21 protein-coding genes are annotated in these 23,855 nt (G+C 58.4%); 13 read left to right on the forward strand and 8 right to left on the reverse strand.

All coding sequences use genetic code 11. From position 1 onward, the window contains the following. Positions 1 to 199: 199 nt before the first annotated feature. Together DSL70_RS01900 and DSL70_RS01905 are read right to left on the reverse strand one after the other, a co-directional pair. Positions 200 to 1,255: an aldo/keto reductase gene (locus DSL70_RS01900; protein WP_119306183.1), complete on the reverse strand. Its 1,056-nt coding sequence runs from the start codon at positions 1,253 to 1,255 to the stop codon at positions 200 to 202. 79 nt (positions 1,256 to 1,334) lie between these two features. Further along, positions 1,335 to 1,910, reverse strand: a complete 576-nt coding sequence (locus DSL70_RS01905) for an arylesterase (RefSeq protein WP_425359330.1) — start codon at positions 1,908 to 1,910, stop codon at positions 1,335 to 1,337. Positions 1,911 to 2,254: 344 nt separating this feature from the next. Here DSL70_RS01905 and DSL70_RS01910 point away from each other — a divergent pair, with 344 nt between their 5' ends. From DSL70_RS01910 to DSL70_RS01925, 4 genes are all read left to right on the forward strand, one after another. Further along, entirely contained in the window at positions 2,255 to 3,013 is a 759-nt protein-coding gene (locus tag DSL70_RS01910; RefSeq protein ID WP_119306582.1) for an ABC transporter ATP-binding protein, read from the forward strand. A 5-nt stretch (positions 3,014 to 3,018) separates the two neighbouring features. After that, positions 3,019 to 5,631: an ABC transporter permease gene (locus DSL70_RS01915; protein ID WP_245418064.1), complete on the forward strand. Its 2,613-nt coding sequence runs from the start codon at positions 3,019 to 3,021 to the stop codon at positions 5,629 to 5,631. Positions 5,632 to 5,931: 300 nt separating this feature from the next. Next, on the forward strand, positions 5,932 to 6,708 hold the full coding sequence (locus tag DSL70_RS01920) for a Bax inhibitor-1/YccA family protein (RefSeq protein WP_119306184.1): 777 nt from the start codon (positions 5,932 to 5,934) through the stop codon (positions 6,706 to 6,708). A 240-nt stretch (positions 6,709 to 6,948) separates the two neighbouring features. Then, positions 6,949 to 7,374 (forward strand): hypothetical protein, encoded by a 426-nt coding sequence (locus tag DSL70_RS01925; RefSeq protein ID WP_162916282.1) that lies wholly within the window; start codon positions 6,949 to 6,951, stop codon positions 7,372 to 7,374. On the opposite strand, the gene DSL70_RS01930 is transcribed toward DSL70_RS01925, so the two are convergent. After that, positions 7,340 to 7,702 (reverse strand): DUF2794 domain-containing protein, encoded by a 363-nt coding sequence (locus DSL70_RS01930; RefSeq protein WP_425359331.1) that lies wholly within the window; start codon positions 7,700 to 7,702, stop codon positions 7,340 to 7,342. The genes DSL70_RS01925 and DSL70_RS01930 overlap by 35 nt on opposite strands. Before the next feature lie 810 nt (positions 7,703 to 8,512). Between DSL70_RS01930 and htpG the strand changes: the two genes are divergently transcribed. From htpG to DSL70_RS01960, 6 genes are all read left to right on the forward strand, one after another. After that, positions 8,513 to 10,444, forward strand: a complete 1,932-nt coding sequence (gene htpG / locus DSL70_RS01935) for a molecular chaperone HtpG (RefSeq protein WP_119306187.1) — start codon at positions 8,513 to 8,515, stop codon at positions 10,442 to 10,444. Positions 10,445 to 10,703: 259 nt separating this feature from the next. Next, the gene (dapF, locus tag DSL70_RS01940; protein ID WP_245418086.1) at positions 10,704 to 11,567 is read left to right on the forward strand and encodes a diaminopimelate epimerase; all 864 of its coding nucleotides are present in this window, start codon (positions 10,704 to 10,706) and stop codon (positions 11,565 to 11,567) included. A gap of 6 nt (positions 11,568 to 11,573) precedes the next feature. After that, positions 11,574 to 12,830: a tRNA (N(6)-L-threonylcarbamoyladenosine(37)-C(2))-methylthiotransferase MtaB gene (mtaB, locus tag DSL70_RS01945; RefSeq protein WP_119306189.1), complete on the forward strand. Its 1,257-nt coding sequence runs from the start codon at positions 11,574 to 11,576 to the stop codon at positions 12,828 to 12,830. 64 nt (positions 12,831 to 12,894) lie between these two features. Further along, entirely contained in the window at positions 12,895 to 14,346 is a 1,452-nt protein-coding gene (ftsY, locus tag DSL70_RS01950; RefSeq protein ID WP_205563126.1) for a signal recognition particle-docking protein FtsY, read from the forward strand. Between the two features lie 60 nt (positions 14,347 to 14,406). Continuing rightward, entirely contained in the window at positions 14,407 to 15,051 is a 645-nt protein-coding gene (locus DSL70_RS01955; protein ID WP_119306190.1) for a septation protein A, read from the forward strand. 47 nt (positions 15,052 to 15,098) lie between these two features. Further along, entirely contained in the window at positions 15,099 to 15,602 is a 504-nt protein-coding gene (locus tag DSL70_RS01960) for a shikimate kinase (RefSeq protein WP_119306191.1), read from the forward strand. Positions 15,603 to 15,606: 4 nt separating this feature from the next. Here DSL70_RS01960 and DSL70_RS01965 read toward each other — a convergent pair whose 3' ends face one another. The 5 genes from DSL70_RS01965 to ccmA form a co-directional block, all read right to left on the reverse strand. Then, on the reverse strand, positions 15,607 to 16,272 hold the full coding sequence (locus DSL70_RS01965; RefSeq protein WP_119306192.1) for a DsbE family thiol:disulfide interchange protein: 666 nt from the start codon (positions 16,270 to 16,272) through the stop codon (positions 15,607 to 15,609). A gap of 34 nt (positions 16,273 to 16,306) precedes the next feature. Continuing rightward, complete coding sequence (ccmD, locus tag DSL70_RS01970; protein WP_119306193.1) at positions 16,307 to 16,486, reverse strand: heme exporter protein CcmD; 180 nt, start codon at positions 16,484 to 16,486, stop codon at positions 16,307 to 16,309. 30 nt (positions 16,487 to 16,516) lie between these two features. After that, entirely contained in the window at positions 16,517 to 17,311 is a 795-nt protein-coding gene (locus DSL70_RS01975; protein ID WP_119306194.1) for a heme ABC transporter permease, read from the reverse strand. 221 nt (positions 17,312 to 17,532) lie between these two features. Further along, positions 17,533 to 18,192 carry a heme exporter protein CcmB gene (gene ccmB / locus DSL70_RS01980; RefSeq protein ID WP_119306195.1) on the reverse strand — a complete coding sequence of 220 codons (660 nt, stop codon included), beginning with the start codon at positions 18,190 to 18,192 and terminating at the stop codon, positions 17,533 to 17,535. A gap of 20 nt (positions 18,193 to 18,212) precedes the next feature. Next, positions 18,213 to 18,866: a heme ABC exporter ATP-binding protein CcmA gene (gene ccmA / locus DSL70_RS01985; protein ID WP_119306585.1), complete on the reverse strand. Its 654-nt coding sequence runs from the start codon at positions 18,864 to 18,866 to the stop codon at positions 18,213 to 18,215. A gap of 515 nt (positions 18,867 to 19,381) precedes the next feature. On the opposite strand from ccmA, the gene DSL70_RS01990 reads away from it, so the two are divergent. The 3 genes from DSL70_RS01990 to DSL70_RS02000 all read left to right on the forward strand — a co-directional run bounded on the left by DSL70_RS01990 (position 19,382) and on the right by DSL70_RS02000 (position 23,855). Then, positions 19,382 to 22,174 (forward strand): bifunctional aconitate hydratase 2/2-methylisocitrate dehydratase, encoded by a 2,793-nt coding sequence (locus DSL70_RS01990; protein ID WP_119306196.1) that lies wholly within the window; start codon positions 19,382 to 19,384, stop codon positions 22,172 to 22,174. Positions 22,175 to 22,468: 294 nt separating this feature from the next. Beyond that, positions 22,469 to 22,900 carry a GNAT family N-acetyltransferase gene (locus DSL70_RS01995; RefSeq protein WP_119306197.1) on the forward strand — a complete coding sequence of 144 codons (432 nt, stop codon included), beginning with the start codon at positions 22,469 to 22,471 and terminating at the stop codon, positions 22,898 to 22,900. Positions 22,901 to 23,003: 103 nt separating this feature from the next. Further along, positions 23,004 to 23,855, forward strand: coding sequence for an urea carboxylase-associated family protein (locus DSL70_RS02000; protein WP_119306198.1), 852 nt, complete (start codon positions 23,004 to 23,006; stop codon positions 23,853 to 23,855).

The following is a 23,855-nucleotide window of genomic DNA, read 5'->3' on the forward strand; positions in this document are numbered from 1 at the left end:
CCTCAGAGGATAGCCGAAAAAATGTGACGATGCTTTAAAAGCTTTGGCTGCGGTCTTGTCAGGGGCCGTCCCGACCGGCAAGAAAAAAGCCGCGCCTTACCGGAATGTACGGTAAGGCGCGGCTTTCATGGCTTTCTGGCTCAGGCCCCGGTCTGTTGAAATCTGCGGCAGATCGGGGTGTTTGCCAACGATTGGCCGATCACGGGCAAGGGTTGGAATGCACCCGGTGCACGTTGTTGATGGCTTCTTCCATTTCGGCGGTCAGCACGAAATCATGGCAGGCGATGTCATTTTTCAGCTGCTCCATTTTCGTGGCGCCAAGGATCACCGACGTGGTGAAGCCGCGGGTGTGCACGAAGGCCAGCGCCATCTGGGCGACATCCACGCCGAAGTCTTCGGCCACCTTGAGATAGCCGCGGATCGCCGGTTCTGCCCCGAGGGTCTGGTAGCGGGCGCCGAAATTCTTGAACAGGGTCATGCGGGCACCTTCCGGCTGTTTGCCGTCCAGATACTTGCCGGTGATCGTGCCCTGACCGAGGGACGAATAGGCCAAGAGGCCCACCTGTTCGCGCATGGCGATTTCGGCGAGGTTGATTTCGAAGGTGCGGTTTAGAAGGCTGTAGGCGTTCTGGATGGAGACAACACGCGGCCCGGTGCCTTTTACCGCCTCGTTGAGATAATTCATCGTGCCCCAGCCGGTCTCGTTGGACAGGCCGACATGGCGGACCTTGCCAGCCTTGACCAGCTCGTCCATGGTAGCGATGGTTTCCGCAATCGGGGTTTCGTCGTCGGCCGGTTCCGGATGGGCGTAAATGATCGGGTTGGCGCCAAACTGCGAGACCTTCCGGTCCGGCCAATGGATCTGGTAAAGATCGATATAATCGGTCTTGAGGCGCTTGAGGCTCTTGTCGACGGCTTCGAAGATCTGGGCGCGGTTGAGGCGCGGTTCGATCTCGCCGTCACGGAACCAGTTGCTCATCGAGCGGCCGATGACCTTGGTGGCAAGAATGACGTCGGAGCGGTTGCCGCGATCCTGCATCCAATCACCGATGATTTCTTCGGTGCGGCCCTGTGTGGCGGCCCTGCTCGGGACAGGATAGAGCTCGGCGGCGTCGATGAAATTGATGCCCTGATCCACTGCATAGTCGAGCTGTTCATAGGCTTCTGCCTTGGTGTTCTGCTCACCCCAGGTCATGGTGCCCAGACAAAGGCTACTCACTTCAAGGTCCGTACGACCCAGTTTTCTCATTTCCATGTCGGAATCCGTTTTTCTATGGCCGGTAAAAGGTGGGAACCGGTCTGATTTTCATGGGACGCATGCAAGCTGCACGCGGTCAGTTGGTTTGTTTCAGAATATCAATGATGAAAGGTGCTACCTTGGCAACGATGATCTTTATGCCTTCCTCGTTTGGATGCATGCCATCCTCAAGGTTCAGATGCGGCTGGGCTGCCACATCTTCCAGAAAGAATGGATATAAAGGAATTTGGTATTCCTTGGCAAGGGCAGGGTAGATGGCATCGAAGGACGCAGTGTAATCGGCGCCCATGTTGGGCGGCGCCATCATGCCCATCAGGGCAACCTTGATGCCCTTGGCCTGAAATGTCTCGATCATGGCGGCCAGATTGGCCCTGGCCCTGTCGATCGGCAACCCCTGAAGGGCATCATTGGCTCCCAGTTCGAGCAGCACCAGATCGACATCGTCCGGGGTTGACCAGTCCAGTCGCGAAAGGCCGGAGGCGGTGGTATCGCCCGAGACCGCTGCGTTGATCACTTCGGCGTCGAGCCCTTCGGCATTCAGCTTTTCCTGTAGGCGGTCGGTAAAGCCCGTGCCTGCGGGCAGCTGATATCCGGCCGAGAGGGAATCGCCAAAGGACAGAATGCGGATGGTGTCTGCTCTGGCTGCGGTCATGGCAAAGACCCCCAGCAGAAAGAGGAAGAGAAAGGACAGGGCGGCAAGACCGGGAGGCAAAGCCCTTCTGGCTGTCGCGCTTGTGGCAGAGGCGCGCCCGGATCCAAGCCAATGCGGTTTGCCATCGTGCCATTTATCGTATCTGACCATAACTCTTATCTCTTGTGAATATTACTAAATGCGCCCGAACCGGTCCCTGTCGGCTTTGATTCCGGTTTTTCAACCCCATATAGAAACCAACATTTTGTCTTCTTTCCGGCATTCCGGGCACATGTTTTCTTGCAATATAGGTTAGGATCCTCGTGACTTCATCCCTCACACCCGAAGTTTCTGAAACATCGCACCTGTCATCGGCTGATCCGGTCAGCAAGGCGCCGATCATCTCCCTGCATGACGTCTATCTGAGCCTCGGGGCTGGCCATTCGCGGGTCGATATCCTGCGCGGGATCGATCTTGACATCGAGAGCGGCCATTCGGTCGGGCTTGTCGGACCGTCCGGTTCGGGCAAGTCGACCCTGTTGATGGTGATGGCAGGGCTTGAACAGGCTGATCGGGGCAAGGTGCTGGTTGAGGGCAGTGACCTGTCGCGCATGGACGAAGACACGCTGGCGCAGTTTCGCGGCACCCGGATCGGTATCATCTTCCAGTCTTTCCATCTTGTTCCGACCATGACGGCGTTGGAAAACACCGCCATTCCGCTGGAGCTGGCGGGGCGTCGTGATGCCTTTGATGTCGCCAGGGCAGAGCTTGAAGCCGTCGGGCTGGGGCATCGCGTCCATCATTATCCTGCCGAATTGTCGGGCGGTGAACAGCAGAGGGTGGCGATTGCCCGTGCACTGGCGCCACGACCTTCGATCCTGATTGCCGATGAACCGACCGGCAACCTCGACAGTGACACCGGTCAGGAGATTTCCGACCTGATGTTCCGCCTGCACAAACAGCGCGGCATGACCTTGATGCTGGTAACCCACGACCCACGCCTGGCGGACCGTTGCGAGCGGGTGGTGCGGCTGAAATCAGGCCAGCTGGTGGAAACGCCGCATGAAGAGGCGTATGCGGACGCACTTGCAGATGCGCCTGCTGATGCTCTTTCCGGGGAATAGGGGGCATGATGGATCAGATGTCTTCAGGACAGACTGCCGGTGGTGCGGGCTTTGCGCCGGTCGTGGCGGCTGATCGCGGGCTTTGGGCCTCGCTGCGCCTTGCCTTCCGGTTTGCCTTGCGGGAAATGCGCGGCGGCTTGCGCGGTTTCTATATCTTTCTGGCCTGCATCGCTCTGGGCGTTGCCGCCATCGGTGGCGTTGGGTCGGCCTCCAAGGCCTTGACTGGCGGGCTCAACGAACAGGGGCGGCAGATCCTGGGCGGCGATCTTTCACTGTCGGCAACGGCCGTGCCTGCAACAGACGAACAGCTTGCCTATCTTGGCCAATTTGGCCAGATCGGCCAGATCGGCAGTTTGCGGGCGATGGCGCGAACGGACGATGCTTCCGAGCAATTGCTCATTGATATCAAGGCCGTGGATGGAAATTATCCGATGGTCGGGGCGCTGGTGACGACCAATGGTCATCGGCTGGCGCCCGGATCGGTGATTGTCGATCCGTTGCTGCTCGAACGGCTGGGGCTTGCTGTCGGTGATCCGCTGGTCATCGGTGTCAGGCATTTCACCATTGCCGACAGCATTGCCGATGAACCGGATGCGCTGGCCTCGGGTCTGGCCTTCGGCCCACGGGTGATCATGAGCCTTGAGGACCTGCAGACGACCGATCTGTTGCAGCCCGGTGTCATTGTGCGCTGGACCACGCGGATCAGGATGGCGGGCACACCGTCGCTTTCGCAAATCGATGCGGTGATCGCACAGATCCGTGAGAAATTTCCCGATGCCGGCTGGCGCATTCGCTCGCGGGCCAATGCCGCCGAGGGGCTGGCGCGGAACATTGACCGCTTTGCTGCCTTTCTGGTGCTGGTGGGGCTCGCCTCGCTGATCACCGGCGGGGTTGGCATCGCCAATGCGGTGCGGGCCTTCATCGCCGGGCGGCAGACGACCATTGCCAGTTATAAATGCCTCGGGGCGCCAAGCTGGCTGATTGTCGGCATCTATCTGATGCAGATCCTGTTCATCGCCTTGATCGGCATTGCGATCGGGGTGTTCTTTGCCAGTCTTGTGCCGTTCATCCTGCAAGCGGTGGTGCCGGACAACCTGCCGGTCTCGTCGGAGCTTTTCCATCCGTTGCAGCTGGGCAAGGCAGCGCTGTTCGGGCTTCTGGCGGCGCTGCTGTTTTCCATCCGGCCACTGCTGCGCACTCGCGCCATTCCGGCCACCGCGCTGTTTCGCGACCAGATCGCCCCGGTGAAATATCGGGCCAGCAAGCGCGACTGGGGGATCGTGCTGGCGCTGGGGGCGATGCTCGTGGCGCTGGTGTTGGCGACTGCCGAGGTGCTCTATGTGGCCGCTGCTTTCCTTGTGGGCATGGTGATTGTCTTTGCCCTGTTGCGGCTTGTTGCCTTTGTCATCATGAAGACGGCTGCCCGTTTGCCGCGCTTCCGCCATGTGGTGCCACGGCTGGCGATTGCCAATCTGCACCGGCCCGGCGCACTGACGCCATCGGTGGCGCTCTCGCTTGGGCTCGGGCTTAGCCTGCTGGTGACGCTGGTGCTGATTGATCTCAACCTGCAACAGCAGCTGACGGGCAATCTGCAGCAGAAGGCGCCGAACTTCTTTTTCATGAATATCCAGAATTCCGAGGTTACCCAGTTTGAGGCCGAGCTGGAGAAGCTGGCACCTGAGGGGACGCATCAACGCGTCCCGATGCTGCGTGGCCGTCTGGTTTCGCTCAAGGGCATCGATGCCCGCGATTTCAAGGCACCGGACGATGCCCAGTGGGTGTTGCGCGGGGACCGGGGTATCACCTATTCGGCGACGTTGCCGGAAAACTCCACGCTGGTCGAAGGCAGCTGGTGGCCAGCGGATTATTCCGGCAAGAATCTGGTGTCCTTCGATGCCGAGCTGGCCCGACAGATGGGGCTGGCGATCGGCGATACCATCGAAGTGAACGTGCTTGGCCGCACCATTTCGGCGGAGATCCACAATTTGCGGCGGGTCGAGTGGCAGTCGCTGGCGATCAATTTCGTGATGGTCTTCTCGCCGAATACCTTTGCCGGTGCGCCCCATTCCCATCTCGCGACCCTCAGTCTGGATCCTCAGGGCAAGGAGAGTGCTGAAGAGGTGAGCCGCCGGGAATCCGGCATCATGAAGGCCATTGTGCAGGATTTCCCGGCGGTCACGACCATCCGGGTTGGGGACGCGCTCAATACGGTCAATGATCTGGTCCGCCAGCTGGCCTGGGGCATGCGGGCGGCGTCTTCGCTGGCCATCGTTGCATCCATTCTGGTGCTGGCCGGGGCCTTGGCTGCCGGGCAGAGGGAACGCATCTATGATGCGGTCATCCTCAAGACGCTCGGGGCAACGCGCCGCAAGGTGCTGTTGGCCTATTCGCTGGAATATTGTCTGCTGGGGGTGATCACGGCGATCTTTGCGCTGCTGATCGGGCACGTTGCGGCCTATCTGGTGCTGACAAACGTGATGGACATGCCCTTCTCGTGGCAGCCGCTGGTCTCTGCACTCGTCGTTGTGCTTGCCATGCTATTGACAATTTTACTTGGTCTTGTTGGAACGTGGTCAAGTCTTAATCGTAAACCGGCGCAAATATTACGCAATGGTTAACGTATGATGGTGGTAGACTAGCGGTGATAGTCATGCGTCTTGACCGTTGGTTTCTTGCCCTTTGGGCGAGAAACGACTGGAAAGACTCAGGAACCTGTCCAGAGAGCGATGACATTTGCGTGAATTCGACGTCAGAATCCCGATTGTTGCCCAAAAAGGACTTGAGCTGTTGAAGGATGCCCCCCATATATTGGGACGAACGTCGGTTTTGAAACTGGTTCCGGCGACCACCAACGTGACAAACCTATTCGGATTGGTCAGTCGAACCGTTCGAGCTTTTGAGTTTTGTGAGGAGAATCCATGGTGAATGACTTCCGTCAAAGCGCACATATGAGTGCCCGTGCCGCCGAAATGGCGCGCATCGATCAGGGCCTGCGCAGTTATATGCTGAAGGTCTATAACTATATGGCCATTGCGCTGGCAGTGACTGGCGTATTTGCCTATGGCATCTTTACAGTTGCCTTTACTCAGGACCCGTCTCAGGCGGTGGCCCAGGTTCGCGGTGGCCTTTATGTCACCCAGCTTGGCGCAACCCTGTTCGGTAGCCCGCTCAAGTGGGTGATCATGTTCGCCCCGCTGGCGATGGTGATGTTCCTGAGCTTCCGTATCCAGCGCATGAGCGCCAGTGCTGCCCAGACCATGTTCTGGGTCTATGCCGCGCTGATGGGTATTTCCCTGTCATCGATCTTTGCGGTCTATACCTCGACCTCGATCACGCAGGTGTTCTTCATCACCGCAGCGTCCTTCGCCGGTCTTAGCCTCTATGGCTACACCACGCCGAAGAGCCTGTCCGGTATGGGCAGCTTCCTGTTCATGGGCCTCATCGGCATCGTGATTGCTTCGATCGTCAACATCTTCCTTGCTTCGAGCGCTCTGGCGTTCGCTGTTTCCGTCATCGGTGTTCTGGTCTTTGCCGGCCTTACCGCCTATGACACCCAGCAGATCAAGGAAATGTATTTCGAAGGCGACAGCTCTGAAGTCTCCGGCAAGAAAGCCATCATGGGTGCGCTGCGCCTGTATCTGGACTTCATCAACCTGTTCATCATGCTGCTGCAGCTTCTTGGCAATCGCGACTAAGCGCAGAACAGCATCGGGCTGAAACAAAAGAAGCCGCTCCATTCGGGGCGGCTTTTTTGTTTGCATGATCAATATAGTGCCCCGCCGAGGTGGTTTCAATTGGGGCCATTCCCGACAGAATCGGTCGCATTGACGCCCCCTCTGCCGACGCGCTAGTGAGCGATGGTGTTGGCTGTCATTGGCATGTCTGGTGGTGTTTCCAGCGCCTGCATGCCACTACTTGAGGGGGAGGTGGTTTCCATGATCAAACTGATCGCAATCGTCAATTTCGTTGCCGCTGTCGTCCATCTGGTTTTCTGGGGTCTGGTGTTTGTCCATTTCGGCAATGATCTGACTGGGGCCTCACCATCGCCTGCGCTGGCAACGACCTTTGGCATCGGGGTGGCTGACATCGTATGGTCGGTGCCGCTGCTGTTGGTCGGCTCGATCGGACTCGCACGCATGAGGCCGCTTGGCTGGCTCTGTGCCCAGATGGCCAACGGGCTCTATGTCTACTCCATGACCTTCATTCTGATCAGGGACGGACTGACGGGGGATTTCAAGCCCGGCTCCTATCTCTTCATGCCCTTCACGCTGTTTGCCTTTTGGGCGGCATGGGCACTGTGGAGCCGGCGCGATCTGTTCTTTGTCGCTAGCTTTCCACGACCTTCAGAAGTTTCTGGTTGAGCAGCCGCAGGATCGGGTCCAGCTCCTGGCCGCGCTTCAGTATCTGGCCGTGCTGGGAGATGAGGCTGTAGGCGCCCTGTTTTCGGGAAAGCTTCGGGTTCTTCTCGATGCGATAGATCGGCATTTCGCTTGTTCGTCGGAAGATGGAAAAGACCGCGCGGTCCTTCAGTGTGTCGATGGCATAATCACGCCATTCCCCTGCAGCCACCATGCGCCCGTAGACGTTGAGGATCGTCGTCAACTCCAGACGGTTGAAGCAGATCTGCTGGGGTGGTTTGGGCTGGCTGCCTGTGTGGCCAATAACCGTCGCTGGGCGCAGGCTTGCCAGCGAGGTCACACTTTCATCCGAACTATCGAGCAAGCGACCCTCCTTTTGTTCGCAGTCTTGTGCCAAGACATGTGGACTATTTGGCAACGATCTTCAAAAACTCAAGAGATATGATTGCCTTAAAACACGGTCTTGGCAAGAGCGGGGGGCTGGCGGGGAGGAATAAATCGCCTTGCCCGTGGTGAGGGGCGACAGCTTGTTGCGATTGCGCGCAAGGTTCGTGCGTGCTGGCACAAGATTGTTTTGTGCCAAGGGCCGTCGCAGAGACCGTCGGCTGGTTCGCGCCGAATGGGCTTCATTGGAAAAATCACAAAATTGCCTTATTGCAGCCCTTGGAAAGTCGGCCTCGAGGGCCAATATCTAACCTGTTGCATCGTGGTACGGTTCACACTCCGAGCGCGGGACTCTGCCCCCTTTGACTTGTGCTCGTGAACCGGATTGCCATGGTCGGTTGGTTGGACTGTTGCATGTCTGTGGTCCTTCACGCCGATCTGGCAAGCATTCGACAAGACGGTTTGTCCCTCGAATTCCCGACAGCGGTCAACATCCCAACAGCTCCTTTGCGGGATGCCTCTTGTGCATCCCGTTTTTTTTGGGCTCTGCTTCCTTCAGATCATCTTGAAAGTCACCGGCAGCATTGCTAGATCCTGTGCTGAAAACCGGAATTCCTGCGAACCGGCGTCTTTTTGCTCTCTTCGTGCTTTGCGAGGCGGGGAGGCCGGCGACGGAGCAGGGCGAAGATTGACATGGTTGCCGGATCCGGGCCCTCTGTGGCCGGCTTTGGCGATGCTGAAAGGAAGGACACACGTCATGACCGATCAAACGCAAACCGAAGCGGTTGAAACCGAAACCCACTCTTTTGAAGCCGAGGTCTCGCGCCTTCTTCATCTGATGGTGCATGCGGTTTACTCCAACAAGGAAATCTTCCTGCGCGAGCTGATTTCCAACGCGGCCGACGCCTGCGAGAAACTGCGCCACACGGCGCTGACCAACCCCGATCTTACCCGCAACGATCCAACCTTCAAGATCACCCTGTCTGCCGATGGCAAGGCCGGGACACTGAAGGTTGTCGACAACGGCATCGGCATGACCAGGGAAGAGCTGATCGACAACCTCGGTACGATCGCCCGCTCCGGCACCCGCGCCTTTCTGGACCAGCTGGCCAGCAGCGCCAATGGCGAGGATGGCTCTGCGCTGATCGGCCAGTTCGGTATCGGCTTCTATTCCGCCTTCATGGTGGCAGACCGCGTCGACGTCTTCTCCCGCAGGGCCGGTGACGCCGAGGCCTGGCGCTGGTCGTCCGATGGCATGGGGTCATACGAGATTTCCCCGGCCAGCGAGGAGGATGCGCCGGTGCGCGGCACCAAGATCGTTTTGCATCTGAAGGAAGACGAGAAGAGCTTTGCCGATGGCGTGACCATCCGTCGGGTTGTCCGCGAATATTCCTCTCACGTGCCGGTGCCGATCCGCATGATGACCTATAATGAGGAAGCCAATGCCATCGATGAGGAAGAGCTGACCGATGGCTCCGCGCTGTGGCTGAAGCCCCGCTCCGACATCACCGAAGAGCAGTATACCGAATTCTATCAGCATACCGCCGGTCAGTTCGACCAACCGGCGCTGACGATCCATTATCGTGCCGAAGGGCGGACTGAATACAATGTGCTGGCCTTTGTGCCCGAGCACAAGCCGTTCGACCTGTTCGATCCGAACCGCAAGGGTCGCGTCAAGCTCTATGTCCGCCGGGTGTTCATCACCGACGATGCCGAAATCATGCCCGCCTATCTGCGTTTTGTGCGTGGCGTGGTTGACAGCGAGGATATTCCGCTCAACATCTCCCGCGAAATGCTGCAGGACAATCCGATCCTCAATGCCATTTCCAAGGGCGTGACCAATCGCGTTCTCAGCGAGCTGGAGAAGCTGGCCGACAAGGAAGAAGACAAGTTCAATTCCGTCTGGGAAGCCTTTGGTGCGGTGATCAAGGAAGGCCTCTACGAGGATCCGGAACGGCGTGACCAACTGTTCAAGATCGTGCGCTTCAACTCCACCAAGGGGGAAAACCGCACGCTGGCGCAATATGTTGCCGACCTCAAGGAAAACCAGACCGCCATCTATTATGCACTGGGTGACAGCAAGGAGGCCATTCTGGCCAGCCCGCAGCTGGAAGGTTATCAGGCCCGTGATGTCGAGGTTCTGCTGCTGTCCGATGCGGTTGACGCCTTCTGGGTGCAGACGGCGCTTGGTTTTGATGGCAAGAGCTTCAAGTCGATCTCGCAAGGGGCGGCTGATCTTGATCTCATCGAAAAGCCGGAAACCGAAGAGGACAAGGCCAAGAGTGATGAAGAGAAAGCCAAGGAGAAGGGCGATGTTGCCGAACTGGTGACCTTCGTCAAGGAAACCCTTGGCGATGCGGTCTCCGACGTGCGCATCTCTTCGCGTCTGGCAACCAGCCCGGTCTGTATCGTGGCTCCGGATTACGGCCCGGATCGTCGCTTCGAGAAACTGATGCGCAGTCAGAAGGGGGCCGATATCGGCATGAAGCCGATCCTTGAAATCAACCCCGATCATGGCCTCATCCGCATGCTGGCCGATCAGCTCAAGGCTGCCAGCGACAAGGCCAGCGTTGAAGATGGCGCCCGTCTGCTGCTTGATCAGGCGCTCATTCTGGATGGTGAGCATCCGTCCAATCCGGCCGATTTTGCCGCGCGCCTGTCCAAGGTAATGATGGCTGGCCTCAAGTGATCGTTGGGGCGTAAGCCACACCGGCGATCCTGATGAGTGGAGCCGCGAAGGAGGGTATCTTTCGCGGCTTTTTTGTTGTACTAACTCGATCCTTCGTCCGGCGAAGGCGTGTCTCCCGGTTTTGGGGGTGGTAATTTGCGCAGAACTTCGCCATATAGAACGAGAAATCAGAGCGCCTGACGACAGATCGGCACTCTTTCCCAACATCAATATCTGGCAGGAATGGCTGACAATGGCCTCGCACGTGCAATTTTTGAAGATGAATGGTCTTGGCAACGAATTCATAGTGATAGATGCCCGAAAGACCAAGCCCCAGCTTGGGGCCGATGCCGTGCGCGCGCTTTCCAACCATCAGACCGGACCGGGCTGTGATCAGTTCATCACGCTGGAGAATTCCCCGTCAGGGGGCGATGTCTTCATGCGCATTCACAATGCCGATGGCGGCGAGGTGGAAGCCTGTGGCAACGCGACCCGCTGTATCGGGCGGCTGATGATGGCAGAGAGCGGTCTGGACAAGGCCGTGATCGAAACCGTGGTCGGCAAGCTGATCGGCTATCGCTGCGATGACGAGACCATGGTGACCGTCGACATGGGCGTGCCGAAATTTGGCTGGAAGGACATCCCCCTGTCCGAGCCGTTCGAGGACACGCGTGCCATCGAATTGCAGATCGGGCCAATCGATGCGCCGATCCTGCATTCGCCTTCGGTGGTCAATGTGGGCAACCCGCACGCCATCTTCTGGGTGAAGAATGATGTCGAGAGCTATGGTCTGGAAGTGAACGGGCCGCTTCTGGAAAATCACATGATCTTTCCCGAGCGCGCCAATATTTCGCTGGCTCAGGTCAACAACCGTGCTGAAATGACCCTCAAGGTCTGGGAACGCGGTGTGGGCCTGACGCAGGCCTGTGGCACGGCCGCCTGTGCGGCTACGGTGGCTGCCATTCGCAACAACATGACCGACCGCAAGGTTCTGGTCCATCTGCCCGGTGGTGATCTGACGATCGAATGGCGGCAGGCGGATGACCACATCATGATGTCTGGTGCGACCGAACTGGAATATGCCGGTGAGATTGATCTTGCAGATCTCTCCTGGCGCAAGCTGCCCGCTGGCAGCGTGGAGTAATCTTATATGACGATCAAGGTGCTCACCTTCGGATGTCGCCTCAATACCTATGAATCCGAAGTGATGAAACAGCAGGCCGCCGAGGCGGGCCTCGACAATACCATTCTGGTCAATACCTGTGCCGTGACCAGCGAAGCCGTACGGCAGGCCCGTCAACAGATCCGCAAGGCCAAGCGGGAGAATCCCGATGCCCGGATCATCGTGACCGGTTGCGCGGCCCAGACTGAAGCCGGGCGCTTTGCCAGCATGGAAGAGGTGGATCTTGTCATCGGCAACGAGGACAAGTTGAAGTCCGAAAGCTACAAGGCCATGCCGAATTTCGGCGTGCCGGCGGAAGAAAAGATTCAGGTCAACGACATCATGAGCGTGCGCGAGACTGCACTGCATCTGATTGAGGGCCTTGAAGGCCGCACCCGGGCGTTTGTCCAGATCCAGAATGGCTGCGATCACCGCTGCACCTTCTGCATCATCCCCTTCGGGCGTGGCAATTCCCGCTCGGTGGCCATGGGGCCGGTGGTTGATCAGGTGCGCAAGCTGGTGGAAAACGGCTATCGCGAAGTGGTGCTGACCGGGGTCGACATCACCTCCTATGGCACGGATCTGCCGGGCGAACCCAAGTTGGGCAAGCTGGTCAAGAGCATTCTCAAGCATGTGCCCGAACTGGATCGTCTCCGTATCTCGTCCATCGACTCGGTGGAAGCGGACAAGGATCTGATGGACTGTATCGCCAACGAGGAAAGGCTGATGCCGCACATGCATCTGTCCTTGCAGTCGGGCGACAACATGATCCTCAAGCGCATGAAGCGGCGGCACAATCGCGAACACACCATCGCCTTCTGCAATGAGGTGCGGGCCTTGCGTCCGGATATGGTATTCGGTGCCGATGTCATCGTCGGTTTCCCGACCGAGACCGAAGAAATGTTCCAGCGCAGCCTCGATATTGTCGGGGAATGCGGGCTGACCCATCTGCATGTCTTCCCATACTCGGCCCGTCCGGGTACACCGGCATCGCGCATGCCGAAGGTGCGAGGACCGGTCATTCGCGAGCGGGCTGCACGGTTGCGGGCTCTGGGCGAGGAAGCCTTCCAGACCCATCTCAGAAGCCAGATTGGCAAGGAAGCCAAACTGTTGATCGAAGGCAAGGGATTGGCTCGGACCGAGCAATTCACGCTGACGGAGATTGCAGAAGGTGAAGCAGGTGATATTGTGGCTGCACGCATTGTTGATGCCAGCCATCGCCATTTGATGGCTGTCGGGCTGTAGCTGCCCGTCACAGACGTATGCCGCCTTGCGCCTTCCGGCGCTTTATCGATCAGGGAGTAGGATCGTGGCCAAAAAAGGATTTTTCTCGCGTTTGTTCGGCTCGTCCGACGAGAGTGCGCCCGAAGAGCAAGTCAAAGAGGGCGTTCTTGAGGCCGAGGGCGAAGGCGCTGTCGATCCTGCCGATCTGGACAATCTGGTCCCTGATGCGCTGCAAGGGAGCGATGGCCATGATCTGGGTGCCGAGGAAGAGAACGAGGCCGAGGTTGCCGTGATGGGCGGTGATCTTCCCGCCGGGGCCGTCGAACCTGAGGTTCAGGATGAGGTGGAAGCCGAAGGCCGACAGGCCGAAGGTCTGGCGTCTCAGGTATCCGAGAAGGATCTGGCCGCGCTTGAAGCTGAAGAGGCTGTTGTTCTTGACGGCGAGGGCGAGACAGAGGCGGTTGTCGCAGTTTCCGATGAGCCGGGGGCTTCGGAAGCCGTCGCAGCGGGACACGCTGAGGCAAGGGACGCGGCCATCGAGCTTGACGCAGAGGTGAGTGAGGGAGTTGTCGCGCCAACGCCTGTTGAAGCCGCTGCGGGTGCCGAACAGCCAGCCAGAAAGCTGTCCTGGTTCGAGCGCCTCAAGCAGGGGCTTTCCCGTTCGTCCGGTGCGTTGGGCGAGGGCATCAGTTCGATCTTTACCAAGCGCAAGCTTGATGATGACACCCTGCAGGATCTGGAAGACATTCTCATTCAGGCCGACCTTGGCGTCGAGACCGCGATGACGATCACGGATCGTCTTTCCGAGGGACGCTACAACAAGGAAGTGACCGATCGCGAAGTGCAGGAGATTCTTGCCGAGGAAGTCGACAAGGTGCTTGAGCCCGTGGCCAAGCCGCTGGAGATCACCAGACCGGCCAGTGGTCCGCATGTGATCCTGATGATCGGGGTCAATGGCGCTGGCAAGACCACCACCATCGGAAAGCTGGCCCAGAAATTCCGGGCAGAGGGCAAGAAGGTGATGATGGCGGCTGGCGATACTTTCCGCGCTGCGGCCATCGATCAGCTCAAGGTCTGGGGCGAACGCACCGGTGCGCCTGTGATTGCGCGCGAGGTGGGATCCGATGCAGCAGGGCTCGCCTATGACGCCATGGCGGAGGCCAAGCAGAAGGGCATGGATGTGCTTCTGATCGACACCGCCGGTCGTTTGCAGAACCGGACCGAGCTGATGGCCGAGCTTGAAAAGATCGTGCGCGTGATCAAGAAGCATGATCCGGTGGCTCCGCATTCGGTGCTGCTGGTGCTGGATGCCACCACAGGTCAGAATGCCCTCAATCAGGTCGAGGTCTTCTCCAAGATGGCGGGCGTCACCGGTCTCGTGATGACCAAGCTTGATGGGACGGCGCGGGGTGGCATTCTCGTGGCCATTTCGGCCAAGCACAAGGTGCCGGTGCATTTCATAGGCATTGGCGAGGGCGTCGATGACCTTGAACCGTTTGCGTCGCGGGACTTTGCACGGGCGATTGCGGGTCTTTGAGATCCGCCAGACATGAGCGTTGCCCATAGGGGCGCAATTGAAAAGGCAAGTTGGCAAATCATGAGCAATTCCGAAACGCCCGGTCAGAACGCGACCGAGCCACAACTGGACAAGGCGCAGATCCTGAAGCTGGTGCTGGAACTTGGACCGCTGGGGATCTTCTTCTTTGCCAATGCCAAGGGCGAGATGCTGGCCAGCTGGATTCCGGCGCTCAACGGCATGAAGCCGATTTTCATTGCCACGGCCTGTTTCATGGTCGCCACCGTGGTGTCGCTTGTGATTTCCCGCGTCAAGCTGGGCAAGCTGCCTGTCATGCCGATGGTCACCGGTGTCGTGGTGTTCATCTTCGGCGGTTTGACGCTCTATCTGCAGGATGACACCTTCATCAAGATGAAACCGACCATCGTCAATGTGCTGTTCGGCTCGGTGTTGCTGGGCGGGTTGCTGTTTGGCAAGAGCCTGCTGGGCTATGTGTTTGATTCCGTCTTCGAGCTCAATGCCGAAGGCTGGCGGATTCTGACGATCCGCTGGGGAATCTTCTTCTTCGTGCTGGCTTTTCTCAACGAGGTGGTCTGGCGCAATTTCTCCACCGACATCTGGGTGGATTTCAAGGTGTTCGGCGTGATGCCGCTGACAATGGTCTTCGGCGCCTTCCAGATGCCGCTGCTCAGCCGCTATGCGCCGGGGAAGGCGAGCGAGGAATAGAGGCCGCAAGCAGAGGCCTGCTGTTGCAACAAGGGGACCTTACTGCAATGGCTCGGCACGTTCTGTTGTTCGATGGGCCGATTGGTGTCGGCAAAAGCACGCTTGGCAAAGCCGTGGCCGAGCGGCTCGGGTTTGCCTTCATCGACGGCGATGATCATTGCAAGACGGAGCGTTGGCTTGCTTCCAACCTCAGAACCAACCAGAGCATCGCGTCAGCGAGTTCGGCGTTGCTCGAACGGTTTGCCGGTGTGATTGTCGCCTACCCGGTGCGGCGGACAAACTGGGTCTTCTTCAGGGAAACATTTGCACGTTCAGGCCATTCCTGCCATTGCATCGGCCTGATTGCACGCCCGGATCATATCGCCGGACGCGAACGTCCGCTGTCACAGGCGGAATTGGCTCGAAGTGCCGAGATGATCGGACAGGGCTATGGCCAGCGCGCCTTCAGCTCGCTGGTCTTTCGCACCGACGAGGCCGATTTCGAGGTCAGTTGCTCCCGCCTCACCGAGCGTCTTCAGGCCTTGCTTGACGTCGACCAGTCCCTTGCCTGATGGCTCAGTTTGCCTCGGCGAGAATCTCTTCCAGTTTGGGCACGAAGTTTTCGGCCAGCGAGCTCTTGGTCAGGGCTCCGATATGCTTGTAGCGGATGATGCCCTTGGTATCGACGATGAAGGTTTCCGGTGCGCCGTAAACGCCCCAGTCGATGCCGACGCGGCCTGAAATGTCCATCCCGATCTTGTCGAACGGATTGCCGTGGTTCTTGAGGAAGCGTGCCGAGTTGGCCGGTTCGTCCTTGTAGGCAAGGCCGATGAGGTCGAATCGGTTATCATTGGTCAGATCGATCAGCAGCGGGTGTTCATCGCGGCAGGTGGGGCACCATGACGCCCAGACATTGACCACGGCGACCTTCTGGTGGAAGTCCTCCGTCTTGAAGCCGGGGATGATGCCGCCATCGGGGCGGCGAATGCCGAAGCTGGCGTCCAGCGCCGGAAGATCGAATTCGGGCGCCGGTTTGTTGATCAGAACGCTCGGCACTTCATTGGGGTTGCGGCCAAATTTCATCTGGTAGCTGAACAGACCGGCCATGCCAACGAAGATCACCAGTGGCATGAGGATGAATATGTTGAAGCGCCGCTTGCGGGGCGCTGCCTCTTCATCGGAAGTGGTCGCCTTGTTCGGGCCTTTGGACTGGTCTTCTGGCGTCTGGTTTTCTTCGCTCATGATGTTCGTCTTGCTCGCGGCTGATGACTTCAGGTTAGGAGTTGGCGGCTGCCTTTGCGCGCTCGGAGCGGCGGTGGATACCTCTCTCATGCAATTGGGCCAGAATTTTGGCCTGCTTCTGGCCGTCAAGAATGACCCACAGGACCAGCAACAGGATGGTGGCTGCGGTCACGCCGTATGAGGCGAGAATGAAACCGGCATAATTTCCAAACATGATGGTTCTCTCCTTTGCCTGAGGGCGCTGTCAGCGCTGCGCGACGGACGAGGCGGCCGCCCGGTTGCCTGATGCGACCTGACGGGCGGCCTGCATCTGCATGGAGCGAATACGGCGGCGCAGGATCTCGTTTTTCATGGCCTTGAAATGAAGCACGGTAAACAGCAGCGTGAAGGCACCGGCCATGACCAGAAGCGGGATCAGCATCGAGTTGTCCATCTTCGGTCCATCGAGTGTGAAGACGGTAGCAGGCTGATGCAGGGTGCTCCACCAGTCGACCGAGAATTTGATGATGGGGATGATGATGAAGCCGACAAGGGTCAGGATGGCGACGGCCTTGCCTGCCTTGAGCGGATCCTCGATGGCATGCCAGAGCGCGATGAGGCCAAGATAGATGATCAGCAGGATGAGCATCGAGGTGAGGCGGGCATCCCAGACCCACCATGTGCCCCACATCGGTTTGCCCCAGAAGCTGCCGGTTGTCAGGCAGACGAAGGAGAAGGCGGCACCAAGGGGCGCTGCGGCCTTGGCCGAGACATCCGCCAGAGGATGTTTCCAGACCAGAGTGCCAAGGGCAGAGACCGTCATCATGGTATAGGCAAACATCGCCAGCCAGGCAGCAGGCACGTGGATATACATGATCTTGACGGTTGAGCCCTGCTGATAGTCATCAGGCGAGACAAAAAGCGCCATGTAGAGCCCGACACCAAGCGCGATGATCGTCAGGATCAGAAGCGGCAGCATGATCTTGTCGAGCAGCGCAAGAAAGCGCGTCGGGTTGGCAAGGTCTCTTATCTGGAACGATTTGGTTTCGGTCTCTGTCATCCTGTTTCCCGCGGTCTGGTCACTTGCCGCAAAAGCTTTTCCACCCAAATGGTTTCGGTCTGGAAGCCGGGTGTCGTCGGGGTTCCTAGACAAATATCACGAGATGGAAGAGGTGCGAATTACGATTTCGTAACAAAGCCGGTTTTGCGAACCGACTTTCTGCCACCCGTTGTCTGCCATCATGTCTTCGGCCTGCCTGTCTTGTTCTTCTTTCCGGGCTGCTATTCCTGCGCACTTCTGAGCGCCGCTGCCGCTGCCACCGGGCCTATGACCAGATAGAGCAGCGAAAGTCCGCACAGGATATAGAACGGCGTGTCGAACGGTGCCGGGTCCGTGACCGCACCGAGCGCGGCGCTGACGCCGAAGATCAGCACGGGGATTGTCAGCGGCAGGATAAGGATGGACAGCAGCAGCCCGCCCCGGCGCAGGATGACCGTGAGGGCCGCGCCGACCGCGCCGATCAGCGTCAGGGCCGGTGTGCCAACCATCAGGGTTGCCGTCACGGCGGCGATGCCGACCGGTTCGATATTGAGGAACAGCGACAACAGCGGCGTGGCAATGACCAGCGGCAGGCCGGTGGAGATCCATTGGGCCGCGCATTTGACCAGCACTACCAGTTCCAGCGGATGCTCGCCAAGCAGCAGCAGGTCAAGTGTGCCGTCTTCCTGATCGGCCTGGAACAGGCGGTCAAGGCTCAACAGCGTTGCCAGCAGGGCGCCGATCCAGAGGATGGCCGGGCCGATGCGTGAGAGCAGATTGAGGTCTGGCCCCACCGCAAAGGGAAAGATGGTGACGACGATGAGGAAGAACAGCACGCCCATCAGCGCGCCGCCGCCGATGCGGACGGACAGTTTCAGATCCCGAACGAAGAGGGCACCCATTGCTGACATGTTCTGCTCTCCTAGTGTCCGGTCTCATCATCCGGAGCGTCTTCAGGCTCCGGTGCGGCGGTGTGGTTTCGGTCAAGATGCAGGCGCAGAGGGTCAACGAGCCCCAGCGGTGCGTGGGTTGCGGCAATGATGAGCCCGCCTTCGGACAGATGCTCGGCCATCAGCACTTCCAGCTGATGTTCGGATGTCTTGTCGAGCGCCGAGGTGGGTTCATCCAGCAGCCAGAGCGGCCGGGTGCTGACCAGAAGGCGCGCCAGTGACAGGCGGCGGCGCTGACCGGCGGAGAGATAGGCGGCGGGCAGATCGATGAGATCCTCGATGCCCACCTCGATCATCGCCTGAAAGGGGCTGCGGGCGGGGTGGCCATAATAGACCTGCCAGAATTTGAGGATCTCCCGGCATGTCATGGCGGGCTTGATGGCGTCGGTATGACCGAAGTAGTGGGCCTGCTGGCCAACGGTGAGATCGTCTTCGCCGCCTTCCAGCATCATGGAACCGGCATGGGCCTTGACGAGCCCGGCCAGTGTGCGCAACAGCGACGATTTGCCGATGCCGTTCGGGCCGGTTACCACAAGCGCCTTTCCGCCTTGCAGCTCGAAGGAAATATTCTCGATGACAGGACGGCCGCCGCGGATGCATCCCAGGTTCTGAACGCTTAAATGCAGTTGATTGTCTTGAAGGGTCACTGGTTGGTTACTCACCGCTGGATCCGAAATCGGGACCAAATCTTGCCTCGAATTTCATTCTTTTATCTGGATTTTCCTGCTTGGGGCTGACCCGTTTGGGGGCAGTATAGCCATGATACAAAAAAGCGCAGTCAAGACCATCGGTTATCTAGCAATCAAGGGGAAAAGATCATAAAAGGAGCGTATTCCATGCCTACGGTTTTACACGGAGGTTGCTGAATTCTACAGCCCACAGGTTGTGCTTTTGGCCCTCTTGTAAAGTCTCCGTAAGCGTTTTTTTCTCAATGCGTGCGCAACCTGACGCCCTGACCTTGGCCGGGTGACTGCGTTCGGCACGAGCAGGTGATGATCGGCGACGGGGCAATGTTCTGGCTGTCGAAACCATTGCAAGTCGATCTCATTTCTTTAACGACGGCAGTTGAAATGCCTTTCTTTTCTCACCAGATCTAGTGAGGCGGGAGGGGTGGAGAGTAATCAAATAAGCTGGGACCATCATGACCTTATATACAAATTATCTGGACGAAATCGAGACTCGCAAGATTCAAGGTTTGCACCCCAAGCCTATCGACGATGCCGCGTTGTTGAATGAGATTATTGAGCAGATCAAGGATCCCGCCAACGCGTATCGCGCCGATTCCCTCCATCACTTCATTTACAACACCCTTCCGGGCACGACAAGCGCTGCCGGTGCCAAGGCCAAGTTTCTCAAGGAGATCATCCTGGGGGAAGCCTCGGTTCCCGAAATTTCCGAAGCTTTTGCCTTTGAGCTGCTGTCGCACATGAAAGGCGGTCCGTCGGTTGAGGTGCTGCTCGATCTGGCGCTGGGCGATGATGCGTCCATTGCAACGCAGGCCGCAGACGTGCTGAAAACGCAGGTCTTCCTTTATGATGCCGACACCAGCCGCCTTGAGGAAGCCTACAAGGCAGGCAATGCGGTGGCCAAGGATGTCCTGCAGAGCTATGCCAACGCCGAATTCTTCACCAAGCTGCCCGACATCGAGGAAGAGGTCGAAGTGGTGACCTATATCGCCGCTGAAGGCGACATCTCCACTGACCTGTTGTCTCCGGGCAATCAGGCCCACTCCCGTGCCGACCGTGAACTGCATGGCAAATGCATGATCTCGGAAAAGGCACAGAAGGAAATTCAGGCGCTGAAATTGCAGCATCCGGGCAAGCGCGTGATGCTGATTGCTGAAAAGGGCACCATGGGCGTGGGGTCCTCGCGCATGTCCGGTGTCAACAACGTGGCGCTGTGGACCGGCAAGCAGGCCAGCCCCTATGTTCCTTTCGTCAACATCGCTCCGGTTGTTGCCGGTACCAACGGCATTTCGCCGATCTTCCGCACCACGGTCGATGTGACCGGCGGGATTGGCATCGACCTCAAGAACTGGGTCAAGAAGACGGATGAGGATGGCAAGCCGATCCTCAACAACGACGGTAACCCTGTTCTCGAACAGAAATATTCCGTTGAAACCGGCACCGTTCTGAAGATCAACACCAAGAACAAGAAGCTCTACAGTGACGATGGCAAGGAAGAGCTGGCCAATGTGGCCTCTGCCTTCACGCCGCAGAAGGTCGAATTCATGAAGGCTGGCGGCTCCTATGCCGTGGTCTTCGGCAAGAAGCTGCAGACGGTTGCTGCCGACATCCTCGGCGTCGAGCCGCCGGTTGTCTTTGCGCCTTCCAAGGAAATCACCAAAGAGGGTCAGGGCCTGACCGCCGTTGAAAAGATCTTCAACAAGAACGCCGTGGGCGTGAGTTCGAAGCTGCCGCTGCTCGCCGGTTCGGACGTGCGCGTCAAGGTCAATATCGTCGGCTCGCAGGATACCACCGGTCTGATGACCGCGCAGGAACTGGAAGCCATGGCCGCAACGGTGATCTCGCCGACGCTGGACGGGGCCTATCAGTCCGGCTGTCACACCGCATCGGTCTGGGATCTCAAGGCACAGGCCAACATTCCGAAGCTGATGAAATTCATGAACGGCTTTGGTCTGATCACCGGTCGCGATCCGAAGAATGTCTATCCGCCGCTGACGGACGTCATTCACAAGATGCTGAACGACCTCACCGTGGATGACTGGGATATCATCATCGGCGGCGACAGCCACACCCGCATGTCCAAGGGTGTTGCCTTTGGTGCCGACTCCGGTACCGTGGCGCTGGCTCTGGCCACCGGTGAAGCTACCATGCCGATCCCTGAATCCGTCAAGGTCACCTTCAAGGGCACAATGGCCGATTACATGGACTTCCGCGATGTGGTGCATGCCACTCAGGCCCAGATGCTCAAGCAGCATGGCGACAACGTCTTCCAGGGCCGCATCATCGAAGTGCATATCGGCACCCTATTGGCCGACCAGGCCTTCACCTTCACCGACTGGACTGCCGAGATGAAGGCCAAGGCCTCCATCTGCATTTCCAACGACGAAACCCTGATCGGATCGCTGGAACAGGCCAAGAGCCGTATTCAGGTGATGATCGACAAGGGCATGGACAACGAGAAGAAGGTGCTTCAGGGCCTGATCGACAAGGCAGACAAGCGCATCGCCGAAATCCGATCCGGCGAGAAGCCTGCCCTGCGTCCTGACGACAATGCAAAATACTTTGCCGAAGTGGTTGTCGATCTCGACGAAATCGTCGAGCCGATGATTGCCGACCCGGATGTCAACAACGCCGACGTCTCCAAGCGCTATACCCACGACACGATCCGTCCGATCTCCTATTATCATGCGGAAAAGAAGGTCGATCTGGGCTTCGTCGGTTCCTGCATGGTGCACAAGGGTGACATGAAGATCGTTGCCCAGATGCTGCGCAATCTGGAAGATGAAAAGGGCAAGGTCGAGTTCAAGGCTCCGCTCGTCGTGGCGGCACCGACCTACAACATCATCGATGAGCTGAAAGAGGAAGGCGACTGGGACGTTCTGGAGAAATATTCCGGCTTCGAGTTCAACGACGCAGCGCCAAAGAACACTGCCCGTACCGAGTATGAGAATATTCTCTATCTGGAACGTCCGGGCTGTAACCTCTGCATGGGCAACCAGGAAAAGGCCGAGAAGGGCGATACCGTTCTGGCAACCTCGACGCGCCTGTTCCAGGGGCGCGTGGTGGAAGACAGCACCGAGAAGAAGGGCGAATCCCTGCTTGCCTCGACGCCGGTGGTTGTTCTCTCTGCCATTCTTGGTCGCACGCCGACGCTTGATGAATACAAGACGGCTGTGAAGGGGATCAACCTGACCAAGTTCTCACCACCACAGGAGATTCCGGGCACCTCGCGGTCCGTCCATTTCTAGGATCTTTTGGCTGAGCCCGGCTCACCGTGACATTGAAACAACGCCCGGCGTTCGAAAGAGCGCCGGGCTTTTTCATTTGGTTGACTGTGGCGATGGTCCGGCGTATCCAGAAAGCAGTGATGGAAACAGGAGTTTTTATGTCCCGCTGAAGAGGGAAGCCGCAGGGCTTCCGATCGCACGAACAACGTAAGATCTGCGGCGCGGTGCGCTTGCAGCGGTGGTTTGTGCCTTCTTTTTGCGAAGCATTGAAGCTGGAGGGCGGTTGCCACTCCGGCCATAACGGGACATACCATCATGATCCGGACATTTACATCTGAAGACACCGACGCCGTGATTGCGATCTGGCGTTCGGCCAGCGAGCTGGCGCATGCCTTTCTTCCTGCTGAATTTATGGACGAAGCCGAACGGCTGACGCGGGAGATCTATCTCCAGCAGGCCGAGACCTGGGTTTATGAACGCAACAGCAAGATTCTGGGCTTCATCGGGCTGATCGATGATTATATCGGCGGACTGTTTGTTGACCCTGCCCATCACGGGGAGGGGATCGGCAGAGCCCTTGTTGACAAGGCCGTGGCAGAAAAGGGATCGCTGGCGGTCGAGGTTTTCGTGGACAATGCCATCGGGCGCCGGTTCTATGCAGCCTATGGCTTTCAGGGAGAAAAGCAGGTGACGGACCCGCATTCGGGCTTCCCGCTGTTGCAGCTCACCTATGAGCCGCGGGGGTAAGAACAGGGAACCCGGCGTAACATGCGCCGGGTTTTTGCTTGCGCGCCTTGGTTGTTTTCTGTCAGACTGGCAAAAACAAATCCTTCCAGATCCGAGATTCCCAATGACCATATCTGTTCCTCCTGCCGACGCAGACGTGCGTCGTGCCATCAAGCCGGTTATCTGCTATCCGACCGAAACGCTGCCCCGCCCCGATGTTGCCCTTTATCAGGCCGCCTTTGAGGGGGCAGAGAAGGTCGACGAGGTGATCATCCCGCCGCGGGATGCTGCCAGCATCGAGGTGCCAGCCGGTCATCTGCTGCGTATCATCTGCCCGGAAGGGCCTCAGGTGGGGGACCTTGACCTGTTCAACAGCGCCAATCTCGATGAACGCTTCTATTCGGGCAAGACCCGCGCCCTTCACGGCACCCACGTGACCATTGGTGATCAGCTGTGGTCGAGCTTCCCCTATATGCGGCCGATGGCAACCGTTATCGAGGATACGCTGTCATGGTATGGCATCGATCAGTATGGCGGCTCTGTGCATGATGTGATCGGCACCCGCTGCGACCCTTATACGGGGCGCGTTCTCAACGGGGTGGACTATCACCATTGCTGCCATTCGAACCTGACGCGGGCGCTGGCCCGGGCGCGCAATCTCAGCCTGCCCGAGGCGGAGAAATATATTCACGACGTGCTCAATGTCTTCATGTGCACCGGGTTCACCCGCGACACGGGGCAATATTTCATGAAGGCAAGTCCGGTGCGGCCCGGTGACACTCTGGGGCTGTTTGCCGAGATTGATCTTCTGGCGGTGCAGAGCGCCTGTCCGGGCGGGGATTGTTCATCCGAGCATTCCAGCGACGCGGCCCAATGCTATCCGTTGAAGATGGAGGTTTATAAACCGCTGGCCGGGCGGCTTGAGGGCTGGCAAAGCCCGGCAGTCAACGCCTATGATTGCAGTCACGGCTGCTGA

This window comes from Cohaesibacter haloalkalitolerans (genome assembly GCF_003574655.1).
Classification (GTDB): domain Bacteria; phylum Pseudomonadota; class Alphaproteobacteria; order Rhizobiales; family Cohaesibacteraceae; genus Cohaesibacter; species Cohaesibacter haloalkalitolerans.

Bases quoted from the DNA above. Each gene is read 5' to 3' on its own strand.
- DSL70_RS01900 (WP_119306183.1), bottom strand. From the start codon at position 1,255: ATGGAAATGAGAAAACTGGGTCGTACGGACCTTGAAGTGAGTAGCCTT.
- DSL70_RS01905 (WP_425359330.1), bottom strand. From the start codon at position 1,910: ATGACCGCAGCCAGAGCAGACACCATCCGCATTCTGTCCTTTGGCGAT.
- DSL70_RS01915 (WP_245418064.1), top strand. From the start codon at position 3,019: ATGATGGATCAGATGTCTTCAGGACAGACTGCCGGTGGTGCGGGCTTT.
- DSL70_RS01920 (WP_119306184.1), top strand. From the start codon at position 5,932: ATGGTGAATGACTTCCGTCAAAGCGCACATATGAGTGCCCGTGCCGCC.
- DSL70_RS01925 (WP_162916282.1), top strand. From the start codon at position 6,949: ATGATCAAACTGATCGCAATCGTCAATTTCGTTGCCGCTGTCGTCCAT.
- htpG (WP_119306187.1), top strand. From the start codon at position 8,513: ATGACCGATCAAACGCAAACCGAAGCGGTTGAAACCGAAACCCACTCT.
- dapF (WP_245418086.1), top strand. From the start codon at position 10,704: ATGAATGGTCTTGGCAACGAATTCATAGTGATAGATGCCCGAAAGACC.
- mtaB (WP_119306189.1), top strand. From the start codon at position 11,574: ATGACGATCAAGGTGCTCACCTTCGGATGTCGCCTCAATACCTATGAA.
- DSL70_RS01955 (WP_119306190.1), top strand. From the start codon at position 14,407: ATGAGCAATTCCGAAACGCCCGGTCAGAACGCGACCGAGCCACAACTG.
- DSL70_RS01960 (WP_119306191.1), top strand. From the start codon at position 15,099: ATGGCTCGGCACGTTCTGTTGTTCGATGGGCCGATTGGTGTCGGCAAA.
- DSL70_RS01965 (WP_119306192.1), bottom strand. From the start codon at position 16,272: ATGAGCGAAGAAAACCAGACGCCAGAAGACCAGTCCAAAGGCCCGAAC.
- ccmD (WP_119306193.1), bottom strand. From the start codon at position 16,486: ATGTTTGGAAATTATGCCGGTTTCATTCTCGCCTCATACGGCGTGACC.
- DSL70_RS01975 (WP_119306194.1), bottom strand. From the start codon at position 17,311: ATGACAGAGACCGAAACCAAATCGTTCCAGATAAGAGACCTTGCCAAC.
- ccmB (WP_119306195.1), bottom strand. From the start codon at position 18,192: ATGGGTGCCCTCTTCGTTCGGGATCTGAAACTGTCCGTCCGCATCGGC.
- DSL70_RS01990 (WP_119306196.1), top strand. From the start codon at position 19,382: ATGACCTTATATACAAATTATCTGGACGAAATCGAGACTCGCAAGATT.
- DSL70_RS01995 (WP_119306197.1), top strand. From the start codon at position 22,469: ATGATCCGGACATTTACATCTGAAGACACCGACGCCGTGATTGCGATC.
- DSL70_RS02000 (WP_119306198.1), top strand. From the start codon at position 23,004: ATGACCATATCTGTTCCTCCTGCCGACGCAGACGTGCGTCGTGCCATC.